The sequence below is a fragment of the candidate division WOR-3 bacterium genome (assembly GCA_039804165.1).
In the GTDB taxonomy this organism is placed as follows: domain Bacteria; phylum Hydrothermota; class UBA3072; order UBA3072; family UBA3072; genus JAFGHJ01.
The window spans coordinates 25,846-43,887 of record JBDRZZ010000011.1 but is presented as its reverse complement, the minus strand read 5'-3'; the positions used below and the strand labels follow the sequence as shown (position 1 = coordinate 43,887).

16 protein-coding genes and 1 pseudogene are annotated in these 18,042 nt (G+C 33.2%); 9 read left to right on the top strand and 8 right to left on the bottom strand.

From position 1 onward, the window contains the following. Positions 1 to 145 precede the first annotated feature (145 nt). The 5 genes and pseudogenes from holA to ABIN61_05385 all read left to right on the top strand — a co-directional run bounded on the left by holA (position 146) and on the right by ABIN61_05385 (position 5,053). Positions 146 to 1,105 carry a DNA polymerase III subunit delta gene (holA, locus tag ABIN61_05405; protein ID MEO0293640.1) on the top strand — a complete coding sequence of 320 codons (960 nt, stop codon included), beginning with the start codon at positions 146 to 148 and terminating at the stop codon, positions 1,103 to 1,105. A gap of 2 nt (positions 1,106 to 1,107) precedes the next feature. Then, the gene (locus ABIN61_05400; GenBank protein MEO0293639.1) at positions 1,108 to 1,950 is read left to right on the top strand and encodes a zinc ribbon domain-containing protein; all 843 of its coding nucleotides are present in this window, start codon (positions 1,108 to 1,110) and stop codon (positions 1,948 to 1,950) included. Between the two features lie 61 nt (positions 1,951 to 2,011). Next, positions 2,012 to 3,259 (top strand): transcription termination factor Rho, encoded by a 1,248-nt coding sequence (gene rho / locus ABIN61_05395; GenBank protein MEO0293638.1) that lies wholly within the window; start codon positions 2,012 to 2,014, stop codon positions 3,257 to 3,259. Positions 3,260 to 3,271: 12 nt separating this feature from the next. Further along, positions 3,272 to 3,400 (top strand): annotated as a pseudogene (gene rpmE / locus ABIN61_05390) (50S ribosomal protein L31). 354 nt (positions 3,401 to 3,754) lie between these two features. Continuing rightward, entirely contained in the window at positions 3,755 to 5,053 is a 1,299-nt protein-coding gene (locus tag ABIN61_05385; GenBank protein MEO0293637.1) for a UDP-glucose/GDP-mannose dehydrogenase family protein, read from the top strand. 4 nt (positions 5,054 to 5,057) lie between these two features. On the opposite strand, the gene ABIN61_05380 is transcribed toward ABIN61_05385, so the two are convergent. From ABIN61_05380 to lpdA, 8 genes are read right to left on the bottom strand one after another with little or no spacing between them, the layout of a single operon-like run. Continuing rightward, positions 5,058 to 7,172 carry a polysaccharide biosynthesis tyrosine autokinase gene (locus ABIN61_05380; GenBank protein MEO0293636.1) on the bottom strand — a complete coding sequence of 705 codons (2,115 nt, stop codon included), beginning with the start codon at positions 7,170 to 7,172 and terminating at the stop codon, positions 5,058 to 5,060. Continuing rightward, the gene (locus ABIN61_05375) at positions 7,144 to 7,722 is read right to left on the bottom strand and encodes a phosphoribosyltransferase family protein (protein ID MEO0293635.1); all 579 of its coding nucleotides are present in this window, start codon (positions 7,720 to 7,722) and stop codon (positions 7,144 to 7,146) included. Before ABIN61_05375 ends, ABIN61_05380 begins: the two co-directional genes overlap by 29 nt. After that, entirely contained in the window at positions 7,697 to 8,428 is a 732-nt protein-coding gene (gene pyrF / locus ABIN61_05370) for an orotidine-5'-phosphate decarboxylase (GenBank protein ID MEO0293634.1), read from the bottom strand. Before pyrF ends, ABIN61_05375 begins: the two co-directional genes overlap by 26 nt. Continuing rightward, positions 8,425 to 9,309, bottom strand: a complete 885-nt coding sequence (locus ABIN61_05365) for a dihydroorotate dehydrogenase (protein MEO0293633.1) — start codon at positions 9,307 to 9,309, stop codon at positions 8,425 to 8,427. Before ABIN61_05365 ends, pyrF begins: the two co-directional genes overlap by 4 nt. Next, positions 9,302 to 10,039, bottom strand: a complete 738-nt coding sequence (locus ABIN61_05360; GenBank protein MEO0293632.1) for a hypothetical protein — start codon at positions 10,037 to 10,039, stop codon at positions 9,302 to 9,304. The genes ABIN61_05365 and ABIN61_05360 overlap by 8 nt, the downstream gene beginning before the upstream one ends. Further along, positions 10,002 to 11,315: a tetratricopeptide repeat protein gene (locus tag ABIN61_05355; GenBank protein ID MEO0293631.1), complete on the bottom strand. Its 1,314-nt coding sequence runs from the start codon at positions 11,313 to 11,315 to the stop codon at positions 10,002 to 10,004. Before ABIN61_05355 ends, ABIN61_05360 begins: the two co-directional genes overlap by 38 nt. Continuing rightward, a complete protein-coding gene (locus ABIN61_05350; protein MEO0293630.1) occupies positions 11,312 to 12,778 on the bottom strand; it encodes an Rne/Rng family ribonuclease in 1,467 nt (488 codons plus the stop codon). The genes ABIN61_05355 and ABIN61_05350 overlap by 4 nt, the downstream gene beginning before the upstream one ends. Then, positions 12,775 to 14,076: a dihydrolipoyl dehydrogenase gene (lpdA, locus tag ABIN61_05345; GenBank protein ID MEO0293629.1), complete on the bottom strand. Its 1,302-nt coding sequence runs from the start codon at positions 14,074 to 14,076 to the stop codon at positions 12,775 to 12,777. The genes ABIN61_05350 and lpdA overlap by 4 nt, the downstream gene beginning before the upstream one ends. A gap of 125 nt (positions 14,077 to 14,201) precedes the next feature. Here lpdA and cmk point away from each other — a divergent pair, with 125 nt between their 5' ends. The 4 genes from cmk to rpsA are packed head-to-tail and all read left to right on the top strand — an operon-like array spanning position 14,202 to position 18,042. Continuing rightward, a complete protein-coding gene (cmk, locus tag ABIN61_05340) occupies positions 14,202 to 14,873 on the top strand; it encodes a (d)CMP kinase (GenBank protein ID MEO0293628.1) in 672 nt (223 codons plus the stop codon). Then, complete coding sequence (locus ABIN61_05335; GenBank protein ID MEO0293627.1) at positions 14,851 to 15,453, top strand: lysophospholipid acyltransferase family protein; 603 nt, start codon at positions 14,851 to 14,853, stop codon at positions 15,451 to 15,453. The genes cmk and ABIN61_05335 overlap by 23 nt, the downstream gene beginning before the upstream one ends. Beyond that, positions 15,453 to 16,316, top strand: a complete 864-nt coding sequence (ispH, locus tag ABIN61_05330; GenBank protein ID MEO0293626.1) for a 4-hydroxy-3-methylbut-2-enyl diphosphate reductase — start codon at positions 15,453 to 15,455, stop codon at positions 16,314 to 16,316. The genes ABIN61_05335 and ispH overlap by 1 nt, the downstream gene beginning before the upstream one ends. Beyond that, entirely contained in the window at positions 16,306 to 18,042 is a 1,737-nt protein-coding gene (rpsA, locus tag ABIN61_05325) for a 30S ribosomal protein S1 (protein MEO0293625.1), read from the top strand. The genes ispH and rpsA overlap by 11 nt, the downstream gene beginning before the upstream one ends.

The following is an 18,042-nucleotide window of genomic DNA, read 5'->3' as shown; positions in this document are numbered from 1 at the left end:
AATTAATAAATCCTAAAGTCAAGTCCTATTTCATTTTTTAAGCAAAACACACTTAGATTAGGATAAAATCAAAAATTAACTTAGGATATATCCCACATCAATAAAAGGTCTTGACTTACTGGGAAATAATGCTATATTTAAATTAATGGAAATCAAAAATACTGTAGAAGACCTAATAAGTTCTTATAAAAAACTCAATTTTAATTTGCTTCAAATTTGCGGCGACGAGTTTGATATTAAGGAAGTCTTGGCTTACATAAAGAAAAACTTTCTTCCAGAAAATATAGAAGTGTTTTTCCCTGAAGATAAAGAAGAAATAGTGAAAAGCTTATCTATTAAAAATATCTTTGGCCCTAAGTTAATAATAGTTTATGATATAGATTCAATTGGAGGAAGTTTAATAAAAGAAGTAAAAAAAGCTTTAGAAAAACCTGAAAGATTAAAACCAAATTTTGTAATCCTTATTTTTAAGAAAGAAGAAAATATCTTTAAGATTGAAAATAGTTTGGCTGGAAAATTTAAAAGTTTTTATGATTCAAATATTCCTACCTGGATTAAGAATTTTGTAGAAGAGAGGGGGTTCTCTATAACTAAAGAGGCAATAAATTTACTTCATTTTAAATGCGGCTCTAATAGAGAAGAGATAAAAAGACATATTGAAAGAGTTATTTTTCTAAAAGAGAATCAAAATAAAAGCATTACAGAAGAAGATTTAGAAAATTTAGGATTTTATAGAGATGATACAATATTTAAAATTTCTAATTCTATATTGGAAGGTAAATATAAAGAAGCTCTTAGATATTTAGTTGAATATTCAGATGAAATACCTCTTTTTCATTTTGTAAATAGAGATCTTAGGCGCCTTTTAACAATCCGAGCAAATATTGACGAAAAAAGAAAGGAAGAAGAAATAGATTTTCAAAGATTAAATATACACCCTTACATCTTTCACAAGGAATATTTACCATCCGCCAGGAAACTTTCCTACGATTTTCTCGAAAGCCAATTTGAGAAAATTATGGAAGGAGAATACAAAATAAAAAATGGATGGGAAGAGTTTAGCATAAACTTTAATTTCATTTGCGAATTTCAAAATGGAGGATAGTCGTGAGTGAAGATTTTGCAAAAATAAAGACAGAAATAGAGGATGTAAAAGAAAAACTCAGAAAAATAGAAGAAAAAAGAGGTAGTGTTAGTGAATCAGTATATAGAAAAGTTAAAGAAGATTACGAAAGAAGACTTAAAGATTTAACAGGGAAAATAGCAGGACAAAAAGAACTAATAAAAGAAAGCTTAAAAGAAATCACTACCAAAAAAGAATCACTTAGAACAAAATTAAATGAACTACAAGAACAACTTGAAGAAATTGAGCTTCGCCACTCAATAGGAGAATACACTGAAGATCAGTACAACTCACTCAGTCAAGAGATAAAGACAAAGATTCAGTCTTTGGAAGAAGAGCTGGAATACGCAAAAAAAGAAGAAAAAGAGGCAAAAACCCTTTTAGGAGAAGAAGAGCCTATTATCGAAGAGTCTCTAATTGAAGAAGCTTGGGAAGAACCAGAGGTAGAGGAAAAGGAAGAAAAAGAAGAGGAACCAATAGAAATAGAACCTTTACCAGAGGTCTCTGAGGATGAGAAAATCGCAGAAGAGTTATTTACCGGAGCAGAAATAACAGCAGAAGAAAACGAAAATGTTACTCCTAACGTATCAGCTACCCTTGAGGAAGAAGAAACACTCTCCGCTTCTTCAGAAGAAGATTGGCTTGTTACTCTTGAGAAAGAACTATCTGGAGAAACCGAGGAAGAGAGAACCCCCGAAAAGGTAACCCAAGAGAAAACAAATGCTGAGCCTAACTTATTTTCTGTATGCCCTAAATGTAATCACAAAAATAGACCGGACGCCTGGTATTGCGAAAATTGCGGAGGAGAATTAGCAACAACAGAATAAAAAATTTAAGTATGCCCTTGACAAAAGATAAAATTTAAATAATATATTTTACACACTTTCTATGTATATTTCCGAAATTCAAGATAAAGATTATACTGCATTGGCAAATACAGCCCGAAGGTTAGGAATCTCCTATACTGGCTTAGATAGGGAAGAATTAATATTTTACATTCTTAAAGAAAGAGCAAAAAAAGAAGGGAGAAACCTAATTCGGGGTGTGATTGAAATATTGAATGAGGGGTATGGATTTTTAAGATCCAAAGAAAATGACTATACTCCCACCCCTGAAGATATATACGTTCCACCAGCAATTATAAAGAGATTTGGAATAAGAACAGGAGATACAATAATAGGAGCAGCAAGACCTCCCCAAAATTCAGAAAAGTATCCTTCAATAGAAACAATAGAAAGTATAAATTACACCCATCCAGATAATGCTAAAAATAGACCAAATTTTAATTCTCTTACTCCACTACATCCAAATGAAAAGATAAATCTCGAGACAGAAGACGAAGATATTTCTACAAGAATTATAGATCTTATTGCTCCTATAGGAAAAGGACAAAGAGGTCTTATTGTATCTCCTCCAAAAGCTGGAAAAACAGTTCTAATAAAGAAAATTGCTCATTCTATCTCAGAAAATCATCCTGAAATTCACCTGATGGTTCTCCTTATAGACGAAAGACCTGAAGAAGTTACTGATATGGAAAGATCTGTAAATGGAGAAGTTCTATCGTCCACTTTTGATAAATCTCCTCAAAGACATCTCCAAGTTGCAAAAATGGCTCTTGAAAAAGCAAAAAGATATGTAGAAATGGGGAGAGACGTAGTGATCCTGCTTGACTCTATTACAAGATTTGCCAGAGCAAGTAATTTAGTTGTTCCTCATAGCGGAAAAACTCTATCCGGAGGAATTGATTCTGAAGCTCTAAGAACGCCAAAAAGATTTTTTGGCGCAGCAAGAAATATTGAAGAGGGGGGAAGCTTAACAATAATCGCTACTGCCTTAATTGAAACAGGTTCCAGAATGGACTCTGTTATATTTGAAGAATTTAAGGGAACAGGTAATCAAGAAATTGTCTTGGTTCGGGAGTTGGCAAACCAGAGAATCTTTCCTGCAATTGATCTACTTGCTTCCGGAACAAGAAAGGAAGAACTTCTTCAACCCTCAGATGTTTTAAATAGAATTTGGATTTTAAGAAAAATATTAAGAGATATGGCAAATAACGCTGAAGCTGTGGAATTCTTGATTTCAAGAATGAAACGCTCAGAAAATAACGCAGAGTTCTTAAAACTTATGACAGTTTAAGGAGGATAAAATATGAAAAAAGATATTCATCCAGAATATAAAGAAGCTACAATAACCTGCACTTGCGGAAATGTAATAAAAACTAAATCAACAAAAGAAAACTTACACGTGGAAGTCTGTTCTAACTGCCACCCTGTTTACCAACAACTTAGACAAGAAGGAATAATCCCAGACTTAAAGAACATTAATTAACCCCTAAAACCTAATAATCATAAAAACTTTACACAAGTAGTCAAAATGCGATTTTTTAATTATTTAAGTCTTTGATTTCAAAAGGCTTAAATTTAGGAATAATATTTGTATATTTTTTTATAGATATTTGACATTTATTAAAAATATTATTTGCCTATATTTTAAAGTAACCATAATACCTCCTTATCCCTACCTCTTCTCCTTAAGGAGAAGAGGTTTTTATTTTTCTTCTTGACTAATTATGGTTTTAGGTTATAGTTTATTTTGTCCTTCAAGAATAAAAAACAGAAATGGAGGAGAGATATGAAAATCTGTGTAATAGGAACTGGTTATGTGGGACTTGTAGTAGGAACAGGTTTCGCAGAAAGTGGTAACAAAGTTATTTGTGTTGATAGTGACAAAGAAAAAATTGAAAAATTAAAACGTAACATAGTTCCAATTTACGAACCAGGCTTAGAGGAGCTAATTAAAAGAAACTCAAAGGAAGGGCGATTATCTTTTACAACAAGAATTAAAGAAGGTGTTGTCAATTCTGAGATTATCTTCATTGCAGTTGGAACACCTGAAAAAGAAGATGGTTCGGTAGATTTATCTTATGTTTATAAAGTAGCTGAAGAAATTGGAGAAGCAATGGGAGATGAATACAAGATTATAGTTAACAAGAGCACAGTTCCTGTTGGAACAGCGAAAGAGGTCAAGAGAATAATAAAAAAGAAAACAAAGGCAAATTTTGATGTTGTCTCTAACCCGGAATTCCTAAAAGAAGGAAGTGCTCTACAAGATTTTATGAAACCTGATAGAATAATTATAGGAACTGATAGTAAAAAAGCCGCTGAAAAGATTAAAGAACTTTACGAGCCTTTTGTTAGGACTGGAAACCCCATTCTTGTTATGAAAATTGAAAGCGCAGAAATGACAAAATATGCAAGTAATGCAATGCTTGCCAGTAGAATCTCTTTTATGAATGAAATAGCAAATCTCTGCGAGAAAGTAGGAGCAGACATTGAAGAAGTTAGAATTGGAATGGGGAAAGATCCAAGAATTGGTTCAAAATTTCTCTTTCCAGGTATTGGATATGGAGGTTCTTGTTTCCCAAAAGACGTGAAAGCTTTAATCCAGAAAGGAAAAGAATATGGCCTCCCAATGAAGTTTTGCGAAGGAATAGATTTTGTAAATGAAAGTCAAAAAAGGGTAATTTTTGAGAAGATAAAAAATAGATTTAATGACCTCAAAGGTAGGAATTTTGCGGTCTGGGGACTTTCTTTTAAACCACAAACTGATGATATGAGAAATGCTCCTTCTATTGTCATTATAAATGCTTTACTCTCTGAAGGAGCCAAAATTAAAGCTTATGATCCCCAAGCAATTGAGAATGCTAAAAAAATCTTTGGTAAAAGTTTAGAATTTCCTGATGAACCTTATCTCTGCTTAAAAGACGCTGAAGCTCTTATTATTTGTACTGAGTGGAACGAATTTAGAAACCCTGATTTTGATAAAATGAAGAAGTTAATGTCCAAAAAAATAATATTTGATGGAAGAAATATCTACGATCCAGTTAAAGTAAGAAACTTAGGCTTTGAATATTACGGAATAGGAAGATAAATTCTCACTCTTCTTTCCTATGATAATAGTGATAATAACTGTAATAATATCCATATTCCTTACGAAGATCCACTTTATTCAGAACATAACCAAGAGGCTTAATAGAAAGCTGCTTCAACAATTGAGCTGTCTGAGCAATCATATGGCGAGTTGTCTTACCATAAGAAGCAACAAGTATTGTCTCCTCTACTTCGGCAGCTAAGATCAAACTATCACTTACCGTCATAAGAGGTGGAGAATCAAGAATTATTATATCAAATTCTTTCTTCCATTTATTTAAAAGAAATTTCATTCTATTAGAATCCAAAAGTTCTGAAGGATTTGGTGGTAATTTACCAGAAGGAATAACATTCAAACCATCTATACAAATTGGCTTTAAATCTTTTTCCTCATTTACAAGTAACTCAGTTAGACCTTTTCCTCTCTCTACTCCTAAGTATTTTTCAATTGAAGGTCTTCTAAGGTCTGCATCTACAAGCAAAACTTTCTCCCCACTGGTCACAAAAGAAAGAGCAAGATTCACAGCAACCATAGATTTTCCAGAACCCGCATCCGGCCCTGTAATTAGAATTGTAGAAGGGATCCCCTCTGCTCGAGAAAGTTTTATATTCGCACGGAGGGTCCTAAAAGCTTCCGCAATATAGTTTTTTGTATCCACATCTTTCAATCCATTTAACCCATTTTTATTTTCTGCAATTAAGGGAATCCTTCCCAGGATAGGCAACCCGGAGATTTTTACAATCTCTATTTCATCTCTTATAGCTGCGTCTACATAATCTACAACAAATGCTGCACCAATTCCCAAAAAAACACCAATTATAACAAACAATAAAAATTTTTTCACTTTTGAAATTATATTTGGGCTTTTAGGCAAAGAAGCAAGTTCAAGAACAGAAATATCACCACTTTCTCTAACCTCAGCGATTTTAGCCTGTTCTCTTTTCTCAATAAGCATAAGATATATATTTTTGTTTGCCTCCTTTTCCCTCTCTAACCTAATTAGCTCTAACTCTCTTTGTGGGATACGATTCAACTTTTCTTTATAATATTTAAGAGCTTCGTTTAAGGCTTCAACTTTACTTTTAGAAACAGCATACTCAATCGTTAAATTAACCGATTGTTCCATAAAATCTTCCATCTGAGCTAAAGGATCAAGAACTCCTTGATTTTGTAAAAGTTCCTTCACAACGCCTTCCATCTTATTCTTCAAAGATTGAATGGAATACTCTATTTTCTGAATTTTTTCATCATTAGAAGAATACCCCTGGATTAATAAGTTTGCTTTTTCATTTTCCAAGGCTGTTAGTTGTTTTTTTAAATCTATAAGCACTTCATAAGAAGTCTGGGAAGCCTCTGCAAGTAAAACTTTTTGCTGTTCATTTAATTTTGATTTCACTGCCGCAAGTTTCTTTTCTAAAACCTCTAACTCAATATTAGCAGCTTTTAGCTCCTTCTCTATCTCGGACATCTGTCTTATAAATTCCTCTGTTTCAGAAGGAACCCCAAGAATTCCATATTTTTCCTTGTATTCTTTTACTTTCTCTTCCGCTTCTTCCAAATCCCTCTGAACCTTTTCCGTTTGTTTTGTAATAAATTCGTAAGTGGAATGAGCATCCTTCTTCTTAAGCTCTACATCAAAATCCTTATAGGTTTCAGCAAGTCTATTGGCAAACAATTGAGAACGATAAGGATTTTCTTCCGTTACCTTTATTTCTATAATTCTTGATTCTCCCTTTATGCTTACTTCTATTTTTTTCTTTTCTATATCTTTTTTAAGTCTAATAAAGGCTTCTTCCTTGTTTTTAAAATTCATCTTATCAAGTTCCTCTTTGGTAAAACTATTAGCTGTCATCTGGAGCGCAGGATAACTCTTGATTAAAAAAATATGATTTGTTAACTCCTCCTCCGTAGGAGATCTATAATAGGTTGTTGTAAAGATGGATTCCACTCTCTTTACAAGAATTTTAGAGATAGAAGTATATTCGGGGGAAACGCAAAAGAAATAAAGAAGGGCAGAGAATAAGAAAAGTCCAATAATTCCTATAATAATTCCCTTTCTTCTTATTATTATTCGTAAATAATCCCTTATATCAAATTCGTAAATCTTGCCACCTTCCACTTCCACCTCTTTTTGTTAATTTAATTTTATTCATACAAAGATAACACTCATCTGGATAATAAATCCTCGTAGGATACCTAACAACCGATTTTATAGGTATATCAATATCTAAAGGCTCCATAGAGCGATCCACAAGAACTACTATTGCTAAGATCTTCCCTTTTTTAATCGCAGTGCAGGTTTCCACAACAGAAAGTCCTGTCGTTAACACATCATCAACAACCACTATCTTATCCATTCCTGTTATTCCAAAATCTCTTTTTAAAGATCTTCCCTCTCCATCTTCATTCCTTTCTGCAAAAGCACACTTTTTACCTGTAGCTCTCGCAAGCTCATAAGCAATTATTGCTCCTCCTAAGGTAGGACCTACAAACCAATCAGTTTCCGGAGAAAGTTCTATCATTCTTTTAACAAAAGGCGCCAGTAATTTGGGGTTCTCTAAAATTCTAATCTTTTCCACATATCTATCAGAATGCATTCCTGATGTAAGCAAAAAGTGTCCTTGAAGAAGAGCTCCCGCTTCTTCAAGAAGTTTTCTGTAATAACTCATTTTCAATCTCCTTAATTATGTTTTCTGTAACTTTAACCATATTTTTTGCTTTGATAATAGGTCTTCCTACAATAAGATAATCTGCTCCACTCCTAATTGCAAGAGAAGGCGTTGCAAATCTCTTCTGGTCGTCCTTATCTACGGATTCTGGTCTTATCCCTGGGGTAGCCACAAGAAATTCCTTTCCACACCTTTCTTTAACTAAGGAAACCTCAAAAGGAGAAGCTACAACACCTCCAAGACCTGCACTCTTTGCAATAGAAGCCAAATCTAACACTTCCTCCTTTAAAGATTTTTCTACCCCCAGAACGTCTTTCAAAAATGCCTCATCAAGGCTTGTAAGTATTGTAACTCCAAGAATAATAGGGGTACTCAATCTTTTATTCCATACTGCTTTTTGTGCTGCTTCCATCATCTCAAAGCCACCAAGAGTATGAATCGTCAACATATCTACTCCCATACGAACTGCAGCATTAACTGCTCCAGAAACCGTGTTTGGAATATCGTGCAATTTTAAATCAAGCAGAACCTTTTTCCCTTTATCTTTTAAAGTATAGACAATTTGAGGACCAACTCTAGTAAAAAGTTCAAGTCCTATCTTATAGAAATTTACTAAATCCTCCAATTCCTTTACTATAGATAAGCTCTCTTCAAGAGTAGGAACATCCAAAGAAACTATTAAAAAATCCTTTGGCTCTTTATTCATTTCGTTAAATCCTTTAAACTAAAATATCCTTTCTCTCTCATCCATTTTTCTAAATTATACAGAATCTCAACTGGAGCAAGGGGGTTATTGAAAATAATACTTCCAAGCTGAACAGCTATTGCTCCAGCAAAAATATATTCAAGCACATCTTTATAATTTGCAATTCCACCAGAACCTATAATTGGGATGTAAACTGACTTTTTAATTCTATAAACATTATATAAAGAAATAGGTTTTATAGCTGGACCGCTTAAACCTCCTGTTATCCCCTTAAAAAAAGGTTCTCTTTTTTCTATATCTATAGCAATAGCTGGAAAAGTGTTAGCTACTGTAACTGCCACCGCACCTCCTTCCTTAGCTTTCTTTGCCAATTCTTCAATATTAGTATAAGAAGGGGGAAGCTTAACAATGATAGGTAATGAAGTGCTCTTACAAACAGCCTTAGTTATCAAAAAAACCATCTCCGGATCTTTCCCAAAACTTTCTCCTCCCCTTTTCACATTTGGGCAACTCACATTCAACTCAATTCCATCTACATCCTTAATTTTTGAAGCAATTATTGAAAATTCCTCTATAGTCTCTCCAAAAATACTTACAAAAACATTGGTTTTTAAATTCTTCAACTTCGGAAGAACCTCTTTATTGAAAAAATTCACCCCTTTATTTTCCAAACCAATTGAATTAATTAAACCATAGGGAACCTCAGCAATCCTAGGGGGAAGATTTCCATCTCTCGGTTTTAAAGAAATGCTCTTATAAATAACCCCTCCTAACTTCTCAAAATCTATTATCTTTGTATAGGGAAAATCCCAAACTCCAGAAGCAAGAAGAACAGGGTTTTTTAATTTAATTGGTCCAATTTCTACTGAAAGATCAATCAAATTTTATCTCCCTCAAAGGAAAAATAGGACCATCTATGCATAGTTGCTTGTATCCTTCTTTTGTCTTTACAACACAAGATTTACAACCTCCTAATCCACAACCCATTCTTTCTTCAACATAAACATAGGTTTTTTCTAACTGACTCTTAGACAAAACTTTAATAACTGCCTTTATCATCTCTTCTGGACCACAGATAAATATTTCCTCATTAGAGATCTCTTCTAAATACCTTTCTACAAGTTCACTCACAACACCACCTTTTTTCTCTATAATAGTTCTTACTTTAAAATTTCTCTGTTCAAATTCCTTAACTAATATTATTTCCTCTTCGTTTTTTGCACCAAAAAATAGCTTCCCTCCCCGCATCCATTTTGATTGATAATAAAGAGGAGCTATTCCAATTCCCCCACCTATTAAAATTCCCTCCGAAGGAGGATCGAAACTTTTTCCTATTGGACCTAAAACCTTAACCTCATCTCCTCTTCTTAACTCTGCTAAAAGTTCTGTTCCTTTGCCTTTTACTTTTAAAAGAATTGAGAAAGAGTTGTCATTTACATCTAAAAAAGAGAAAGGACGTAAAAGATACGGATCTAGTCCTGGAAGTCCTATCATAAGAAAATTTCCACATTTTGCTCTCTTACTCATTTCTTCATCCTCTATTGTAATTTCGTAATAACTACCAAGTTTTCTATTACTGAGGACTTTCCTTATTCCGAATATAGGATCCATAAATCTCCTTTGCTTTTTCAGCAAATTGAGTGTTTTTAAATTCCTCCACTAAGATTGAAAATAGTCTGTCTGTCTCAAAAAAGTAAGTTGTATCTTCTTTAATATTCATATAAAAAAGAGTAAAAATGGCTTTTGGAGCATAAGGACTTTTAGGAAACATCTCATAAGTCTTTTTATACCATTCCGCTCCTTTTAATTTTTCTTTCAGATCCCAGAAATAAAGTTCTCCTATTCTAAAAAATATATAAGCAGAATCCTTATTCATCACATCATCTTTTAATTCCTTTTCTAATTCTTTCCTTTTTTCTTTATCAGAGAGGTCCTTTAATAATTTTAGTTTTTCCAAAATTTCTTTTTTTGCCTTTGCTCTTAAACCAAGCTCCCCAAAACTTCTCTTTGAATCTATCTCCTTATATATAAAAAGAGCAGAAGAGGTATCTCCTTTTATCTCTTTTATCTCTGCAAGGTTGTATTTTGCTATAGCTCCAAGACTATCAGTCCTATAAGAAAGAAAATTTAAAAATTTCTCGGATTCATCAAAATTATTCATTTTTTTCAATACTTCTCCTTTAAGAAGATTAAGAGAATCGCTTAATTTCCCTTCCCCTAAAGAAGAAATAACAGAAAGGGCTTTTTCTAAACTATCCATTTTCATATATAAATTGCCTAAACTAAATATAATTTTCCCTTTTTCTTCTTTTTTACTCTTCCCAAGAGCTTTCTTATACATTTTCAAAGCTTCCTCTTCCCTCCCCATTGATTCATTTGCATTTCCAATTATATAATAAATCTCTCCAGAATACTCAGAGTATTTCTCAACAAATTTCTCTCCTTCTTCTATCGCTTTTTGAGGTTCGCCAAACTCAAGGAATAATTTCAATTTTGTTTTAAATGTCTCCATTCTTATCCCCTGACGAGGAGACCTTGAAGCTTTCTCAAGAAAAAGAAGCGCTTCATCCTTATCTCTTTTCTCAACAGCTATTTTCCCTAAAAAAAGATAAGCTTCGTCTGTAAAAGGAGAACCAGGGAAATACTCAACCAATTGCTTAAAACTTGCCTTTGCTTCATCTAAATTATTTAAATAAAAATAACTTTTACCCATAAGGAAAAATGCATCATCTACATATTCCGAGTCCTGAAATCTTTCAATTATTTTTTTACATTTTTTTATACTCTTATCGTAATTCTTTTCCTCAAAATATTTTTCTGCGTTATAGAAAGTGTTATAATAAACACAACCAATAAAAAAAAGAAAAAATAAAAAAAATTTTTTCATATTTCTTCTCTTATAACTTCTCCATTATTATAAGTAATAACTTCTACAAATTCTAAAGGGCTATTCTCATTATAAACAAATTCTATATGCATATTATTTTTCTTGCAGGAATAATCAAGGGTATTTTTCCCTTCATTTTCAAAATAAATTGCCACTTTAGGATTTGCAATTATACGCAATTTTGCATTCGATAAAGAACTTCCCTTTTTCTCAAGCCAACTAGTAAATCTTGAAAATAGGTATGGAGCACTCAACGCATAACCCTTACCTATACAATAAGGACAAGGCTCAACAAACTTTTTAGCTATATTCTCTCTAACTCTCTCCCTTGTCATCTCAAGAAGTCCATTAGGAGAAAGCTTAGGGGCAAGCCTATACCTTGCCTTACTTCTTTTCAATTGCTTCCTGAACAATTCCAGCAAAGCTTCTTGGTTCTCTTCTTTTTGCATATCTATGAAGTCTATTATAATTATGCCTCCTATGTCTCTTAGATTTAATTGCCTCGCTATCTCAATAGCAGCCTCGCAATTTGTCTTAAATATCATCTCCTCTGTTGTTTCTCTCCCACGATAAGAACCTGTATTTACATCAAAAACTGTTAGAGCTTCTGTCTCATCAATTACAATATACCCTCCACTCTTAAGATAGACCTTTCTCCTAAAGATAGAGCGAAGCTCTTGTTCAATCTTATAGTAATTAAAAATTGGTGTTGGATTTTTATATAACTTTACTCTTTCTAGAAAAGGAGAACTCTTCTTTTTTAGATACTTTATTATTTTTTCAAAAGCTTCCTCCGAATCCACGATAACCTCTGAAATTGAATCATCTAACAAGTCCCTTACAATTCTTATAGGTAACTCTTCATCTTTCCATAAAATAAAAGGGGCAGATACTTTCTTGCTTTCTTCTAAAATTTTCTCCCAAATTCCTTTCAATTCCAAATAATCTCTTTTCAACACTTCTATATCTTCGTTATAAGAAGCTGTCCTAATAATAATTCCCATCTTATCCTCATGTAATTTTCTCGCAATCTCCTTCAATCTCTCTCTAACAACTTTATTCCTTATCTTTCTAGAAACCCCAAAGACTTTCTTAGAAGGCATAAGCACAAGATACCTTCCGGGAATCCCTATAAATGTCGTAAGTCTTGCACCTTTTGTCCCATAAGGTTCTTTCTTTACTTGAACAATAACTTCGGAATTCCCTTCTTTTCCTCTTTTTTCAGGAAAAGAAAGATAATAATCATTCATCGGCAAAAAGCCTGCAGTATCATCTCCTATATCCACAAAAATCCCATTTAATTCCTTTCTAAGACCAATTATCTTTCCTTTTATAATTGTCCCGGGAGAATAAATTATATCCCCTCTTTCTATATAAAACTCAATCAACTCTCCATTCTCCCGAACGGCAACTCTTACATCATCTCTTCTTACATTAAGAATTATTTGCTTTTCTCCATTCATTGATCCGCTAAAGCTATAGAAGAAACATCTCTTATAATTTCAGAAAATGTAGGATGAGGAAAAACACATTCCGAAAGTTCCTTTAACCCTAATTTATTAATAATTGCAAGACTCAAAATAGAAATTAGCTCTGAAGCCCTCTCCCCAATTATAACTCCTCCCAATATTTCACCATTTCCAGAATGAATGATCTTAACATAACCTGAGGTTTTCCCTTCCGCTATTGCTCTTCCATTTGAAGCAAAGGGTAATTTTGAAATTTTATAATTCTCCTTTAAGGTCTCTTTTTCCGAAAAACCAACTGATGCAAACTCTGGCTTTGTATAAAGGACTTTTGGTATTACATAATTATCTTTTCTAACTTTCCTTCCAAGAATGTTCTCCGCCAAAATCTCAGCTTCTTTAAACGCAGAGTGAGCTAAAAGATAACCTCCAATACAATCTCCAATAGCATAAACATTTTCAATTTCTGTCTCCAAAAATTCATTCACTTTCACTCTATCTTTTTCTACAATTTCTTCTGGAATACCTTCGATATTTGGAATCCTTCCAATACACACAATAACTTTCTCAACTATTATATCTTTATTTTTCCCTTTCTCTTTAAAAAAAACATTAAATTTTTCATTCTCTTTTTTAACCTCTAAAACTTCTGAAGACAAATGAAACTCAATACCCTTTCTTATAAGACTTTTTCTCAAAATTTTTGTAAATTCTACATCTTCCCCTGGTAAGATTTCAGCTTCTTTCTCTATAACCTGAACTTTACAACCCAAAGAAGAAAAAATATAGCTTAATTCTATTCCTACAAATCCAGCCCCTATTATCGCTAATGATTCTGGCAATTCCTTTGCATTAAGAGCATCCGTGCTATCCCAAAATTCTCCTTGGATAGGAAAAGGAGGTGGAATTGGTTTAGAACCTGTAGCGAGAACAACCTTATCAAAACTAAAAGTTTCACCATCTACTTCTATTTTTCTGTCATCTTTCAGTCTTGCTTCCTTTTTTATAACTTTTACCTTCTTTTCCTTCAATAAAGATTTAATCCCTAAAAGCCCTCTTTTAATCGCCAAATCTTTGCTTTCTTGAATTTTCCTCCAATTTGGTTTTTTCTGGTATGACTTGACCATTTCATAAATTTCTACTGAAGAAATGAGAGACTTTGTTGGAATACAACCTTTATTCAAACAAACTCCACCCACCTCCTCCTTTTCAAACAAAAAAACCTCATTATTATCTGCTACTTTAAGAGCAAAACTATATCCACTAGGCCCACCACCAATGATTCCTATTCGCATTATTGAAGAAATTATAACATTGCCCTTCAAAAGTCAAGGGCTTATTGAACCCCTCTCTTCCAGATTTCCAAAATTGGCAACTTGACATCTTGAATTTTTTTTATATAGTAGTATAATAAAAATCTATGGGGTTTGTTGTTGCAATTGATGGAACAGCAGGTTCAGGAAAAACAACCACAGCAAAAGAGGTATCAAGGCGCTTGGGTTGGCTATATCTTGATACTGGAGCAACCTATAGAGCAGTAGCTTACTTTGTTTTAAAGAGGGGTATAGACCCCAAAAATGAAAGAGAGGTCATCCAGAGTTTAGACAATTTGAAAATTGAGATTAAAAATTTAAATGGTGAGCAAAGAACAATAGTTAACGGAGAAGACGTAACAGAAAAATTAAGAACAGAAGAAATAAACAAAGCTGTAACTCCTATTTCAAAAATAAAAGAGGTAAGAAGACAGTTAGTGGAGATTCAACGAAAGATAGTTAACGATAAAAATGCAATAGTTGAAGGTAGAGATATTGGAACTGTGGTCTTCCCGGATGCTAATATAAAATTTTATATGGATGCCGATATAAATGTTAGAGCAGAAAGAAGAAAGCAACAGGAAGGTTTAAATAATTTAGAAAAAGTAAAAGAAGATTTAAAAAGGAGAGATCATCACGATTCCACAAGAAAAGAAAGCCCTCTAAAGAGAGCTTCGGATGCTCTTTTCCTTGACACAAGTTCTCTCACCATTGAAGAGCAAGTAAACATTGTGATTTCAGAGATAAAAAAGATTAATGAAGGCTTCTCTTCCTTATAAAATAGGACGCCCTTTATTTTATTGGTTTTTCAAAATAATTCTTGGTCTAAAAGTAGAAGGATTAAATAATGTTCCAAGAAAAGGAGGATTAATAATTGCTCCTAACCATCGCTCAAATTACGACCCTCCAATTATAGGCTCTGTGATCAATTTCCGACCGGTTTACTTCCTCGCAAAAAAGGGCCTCTTTATAAATAAAACAGTCTCGGCAGTCCTAAAGAGTGTAAATGCGATTCCGGTAGATACAGAAAAACCTGGGGTTGAAGTTATGAAGAAATTTATAAACTTATTAAAAAATGGTGAAGCAGTAATAGTTTTCCCTGAAGGAAGGAGATCCCTCACAAACGAATTTCTTCCTCCAGAGCCAGGCGTGGGATACCTTTCAATAAAAACAGGTGCCCCTATTGTCCCTACTTTAATTATTGGAACCCATGAATCAATGTTAAATCATTTCCTACGGAAAAGCCCTCTTTTTGTAAAATTTGGAAAACCTATTTATCCAGACAAAGAAAAACCTACTATAAAGAATTCGAAAACATTATCAGAAAAAACAATGGAAGAAATAAAGAGTTTGATGTAATGGAGATAAAATTAGCAAAAAATATGGGATTTTGTTTTGGAGTAAAAAGGGCTATAAAAATAGCCAGGGGAATCAGAAAAAGCACAAAAGAAAAAGTCTGGACTCTTGGTCCAATAATCCATAATCCTCAGGTTGTTAAAAAATTAGAAGAAGAAGGGATAATACCTGCTAATGACTTTTCTGAGATAGATTCAGGATACGTTATAATTAGATCGCACGGAATTAGTCCAGAGGTTATAAACAAAATAAAAGAAAAGAATCTAAAAGAAATAGATGCAACTTGTCCTCTTGTAAAAAAGGCTCAAGAAAGAGCCAAACAACTTGTTAAAGAAGGTTATGAAACTTTCATTATAGGAGAAAAAGAACATCCAGAAGTAATAAGTATAATAGCAGGAACAAAAGGTAAAGCTCAAGTTATAGATCCTATTTTTATTAAAGATTTAGAGTTCAAAAATAGAAAAGTAGGTTTGGTTGTTCAAACAACTCAAAGTAAAGATTCTTTGAGGAAAGTCGTAGAATTTATCTTACCAAAAATTTCAGAACTTAGAGTTTTCAACACAATTTGTGATGTAACAAGCAAAAGGCAAGAAGAAGTTAGAAAGCTTGCCAAAAACTCTGATGTTATGATAATAATAGGTGGCAAAAAAAGCGCTAACACCTCAAGGCTTGTTTCCATTGCAAAAGAAGAAGGTTGCGTAACATACCACATAGAAGAAGCAAAAGAAATAAAAGAAGATTGGTTTACCGATGTAAGAAAGGTAGGTGTCGCATCTGGAGCTTCAACCCCTGAGTGGATTATTAAAGATGTAGTTAAAAAACTAACAAAAATTAAAAATAAGGAGAGGGTATTAAATGAGCGATGAACTAAGCATAATTGAACCTATAAGTGAAAAAGAAGCAGCTAAACTTTTAGAAGAATACACAGAAAAAAGTTTCCCAGACTCAGGTGTAGTTAAAGGAAAGATTGTCAAGATTACAGACAAAGAAGTTTTGGTGAATGTGGGGCTTAAATCTGAAGGTGTTATTCCTATTGAAGATTTTGATTCTGAATCTAAGTCCGAGTTTTCTGTAGGTGATGTTATAGATGTTTATCTAGAAGATGTAGGCGGACATCAAGGGCTTGCAACAATCTCTAAAAAGAAAGCAGACTTTATAAAAAGCTGGGATCAAATTAAAGAAGCTTATAAAGAAGGAAACCCTGTAGAATGTGAAGTTGTAAGAAGAGTTAAAGGCGGACTTATGGTAAAAGTTTTCGGAACAGAAGCTTTTCTACCTGGCTCCCAAATTGATTTAAAACCTGCAAAGGAAGTCGATGTAAACATTGGAGATAAATTTCAAGTAAGAATAATAAAGGTAAACTTTAAAAGAAGAAATATAGTGGTCTCAAGAAAAGTAATTCTAAGCGAAGAACAAGAAGCAAAAATATTAGAATTCTTAGAAAAAACAAAAGAAGGAGACGTTGTAGAAGGAACTGTTAAAAATATCACCGAATTTGGAGCTTTTATTGAGTTAAATGGAGGAATAGACGGCTTACTTCATATAACAGATATGTCTTGGAGAAGAATAAACCACCCTTCAGAAATTCTTTCAATTGGAGATAAAATCAAAGTAATGGTTAAAGAAGTGGATAAAGATTCCAAGAGGATATCCTTAGGATTAAAACAACTCACACCTGATCCTTGGAAAAATATAAGCGAACGTTATCAGATTGGGAAACAAGTGAAAGGCAAAGTTGTTTCAATCACAGACTATGGGGCATTTATTGAGCTTGAATCAGGAATCGAGGGTCTTATTCATATTTCCGAGATGTCCTGGACAAGACATATAAAACATCCTTCAGAATTAATGAAAATTGGAGAAGAAGTAGAAGCAATAGTGTTAGAAGTGGATGAAAAAGCAAGAAAAATATCTTTAGGTCTCCGGCAAGCTATGCCTGATCCTTGGGAAAAAGTTCCGGAAAAGTATCCTGTAGGTTCAATAATTAAAGGAAAAGTTACAAACCTTACTTCTTTTGGTGCGTTTATTCAATTAGAAGAAGGAGTTGAAGGTCTTCTCCATATATCTGATATGTCTTGGACACAGAGGATTAATCACCCAAGAGATGTCCTTGAAAAAGGAGAAATTATAAAGTGTAAGGTGCTTTCGTTAGATGTAAAAGAAAGACGTATTTCTCTTGGGTTAAAGCAACTAAAAGATGACCCATTAACAATCTTTGCCGAGAAGTATCCTGTTGATAGCAACATAATTGGAACTGTGTTTGAGATACTGCCAAAAGGAATTGTCGTTTCTCTTGGTAAAGGATTAAAAGGATTTGTCCCATTTTCTCATCTTGGTAAAAAAGGAATAAAAAAACCTGAAGAAGGATATTCTCTTGGGGATAAGCTGAAATTAAAAGTTATAGAAATAGACTTAGAAAGAAGAAATATAATTCTCTCAGAAAGAGAGTATCTAAAAGAACAACAAATGAAATATGAAAAAATTAAAGAGGAAGAGAAAAAAATAGAAACTCAAGAAAACGCCTCTCAAGAGCTAACCTCTAAGGAATCTATTCAGAAAGAAGAACTAAAGGAAGGGGAAGAAAAATCATAA

What these genes read in the sequence shown, in the direction of transcription:
- cmk (MEO0293628.1), top strand. Translation starts at nt 14,202, where the DNA reads ATGGGGTTTGTTGTTGCAATTGATGGAACAGCAGGTTCAGGAAAAACA.
- ispH (MEO0293626.1), top strand. Translation starts at nt 15,453, where the DNA reads ATGGAGATAAAATTAGCAAAAAATATGGGATTTTGTTTTGGAGTAAAA.
- ABIN61_05385 (MEO0293637.1), top strand. Translation starts at nt 3,755, where the DNA reads ATGAAAATCTGTGTAATAGGAACTGGTTATGTGGGACTTGTAGTAGGA.
- ABIN61_05360 (MEO0293632.1), bottom strand. Translation starts at nt 10,039, where the DNA reads ATGGATCCTATATTCGGAATAAGGAAAGTCCTCAGTAATAGAAAACTT.
- ABIN61_05375 (MEO0293635.1), bottom strand. Translation starts at nt 7,722, where the DNA reads ATGAGTTATTACAGAAAACTTCTTGAAGAAGCGGGAGCTCTTCTTCAA.
- ABIN61_05355 (MEO0293631.1), bottom strand. Translation starts at nt 11,315, where the DNA reads ATGAAAAAATTTTTTTTATTTTTTCTTTTTTTTATTGGTTGTGTTTAT.
- holA (MEO0293640.1), top strand. Translation starts at nt 146, where the DNA reads ATGGAAATCAAAAATACTGTAGAAGACCTAATAAGTTCTTATAAAAAA.
- lpdA (MEO0293629.1), bottom strand. Translation starts at nt 14,076, where the DNA reads ATGCGAATAGGAATCATTGGTGGTGGGCCTAGTGGATATAGTTTTGCT.
- rpsA (MEO0293625.1), top strand. Translation starts at nt 16,306, where the DNA reads ATGAGCGATGAACTAAGCATAATTGAACCTATAAGTGAAAAAGAAGCA.
- pyrF (MEO0293634.1), bottom strand. Translation starts at nt 8,428, where the DNA reads ATGAATAAAGAGCCAAAGGATTTTTTAATAGTTTCTTTGGATGTTCCT.
- ABIN61_05335 (MEO0293627.1), top strand. Translation starts at nt 14,851, where the DNA reads ATGAAGGCTTCTCTTCCTTATAAAATAGGACGCCCTTTATTTTATTGG.
- ABIN61_05350 (MEO0293630.1), bottom strand. Translation starts at nt 12,778, where the DNA reads ATGAATGGAGAAAAGCAAATAATTCTTAATGTAAGAAGAGATGATGTA.
- rho (MEO0293638.1), top strand. Translation starts at nt 2,012, where the DNA reads ATGTATATTTCCGAAATTCAAGATAAAGATTATACTGCATTGGCAAAT.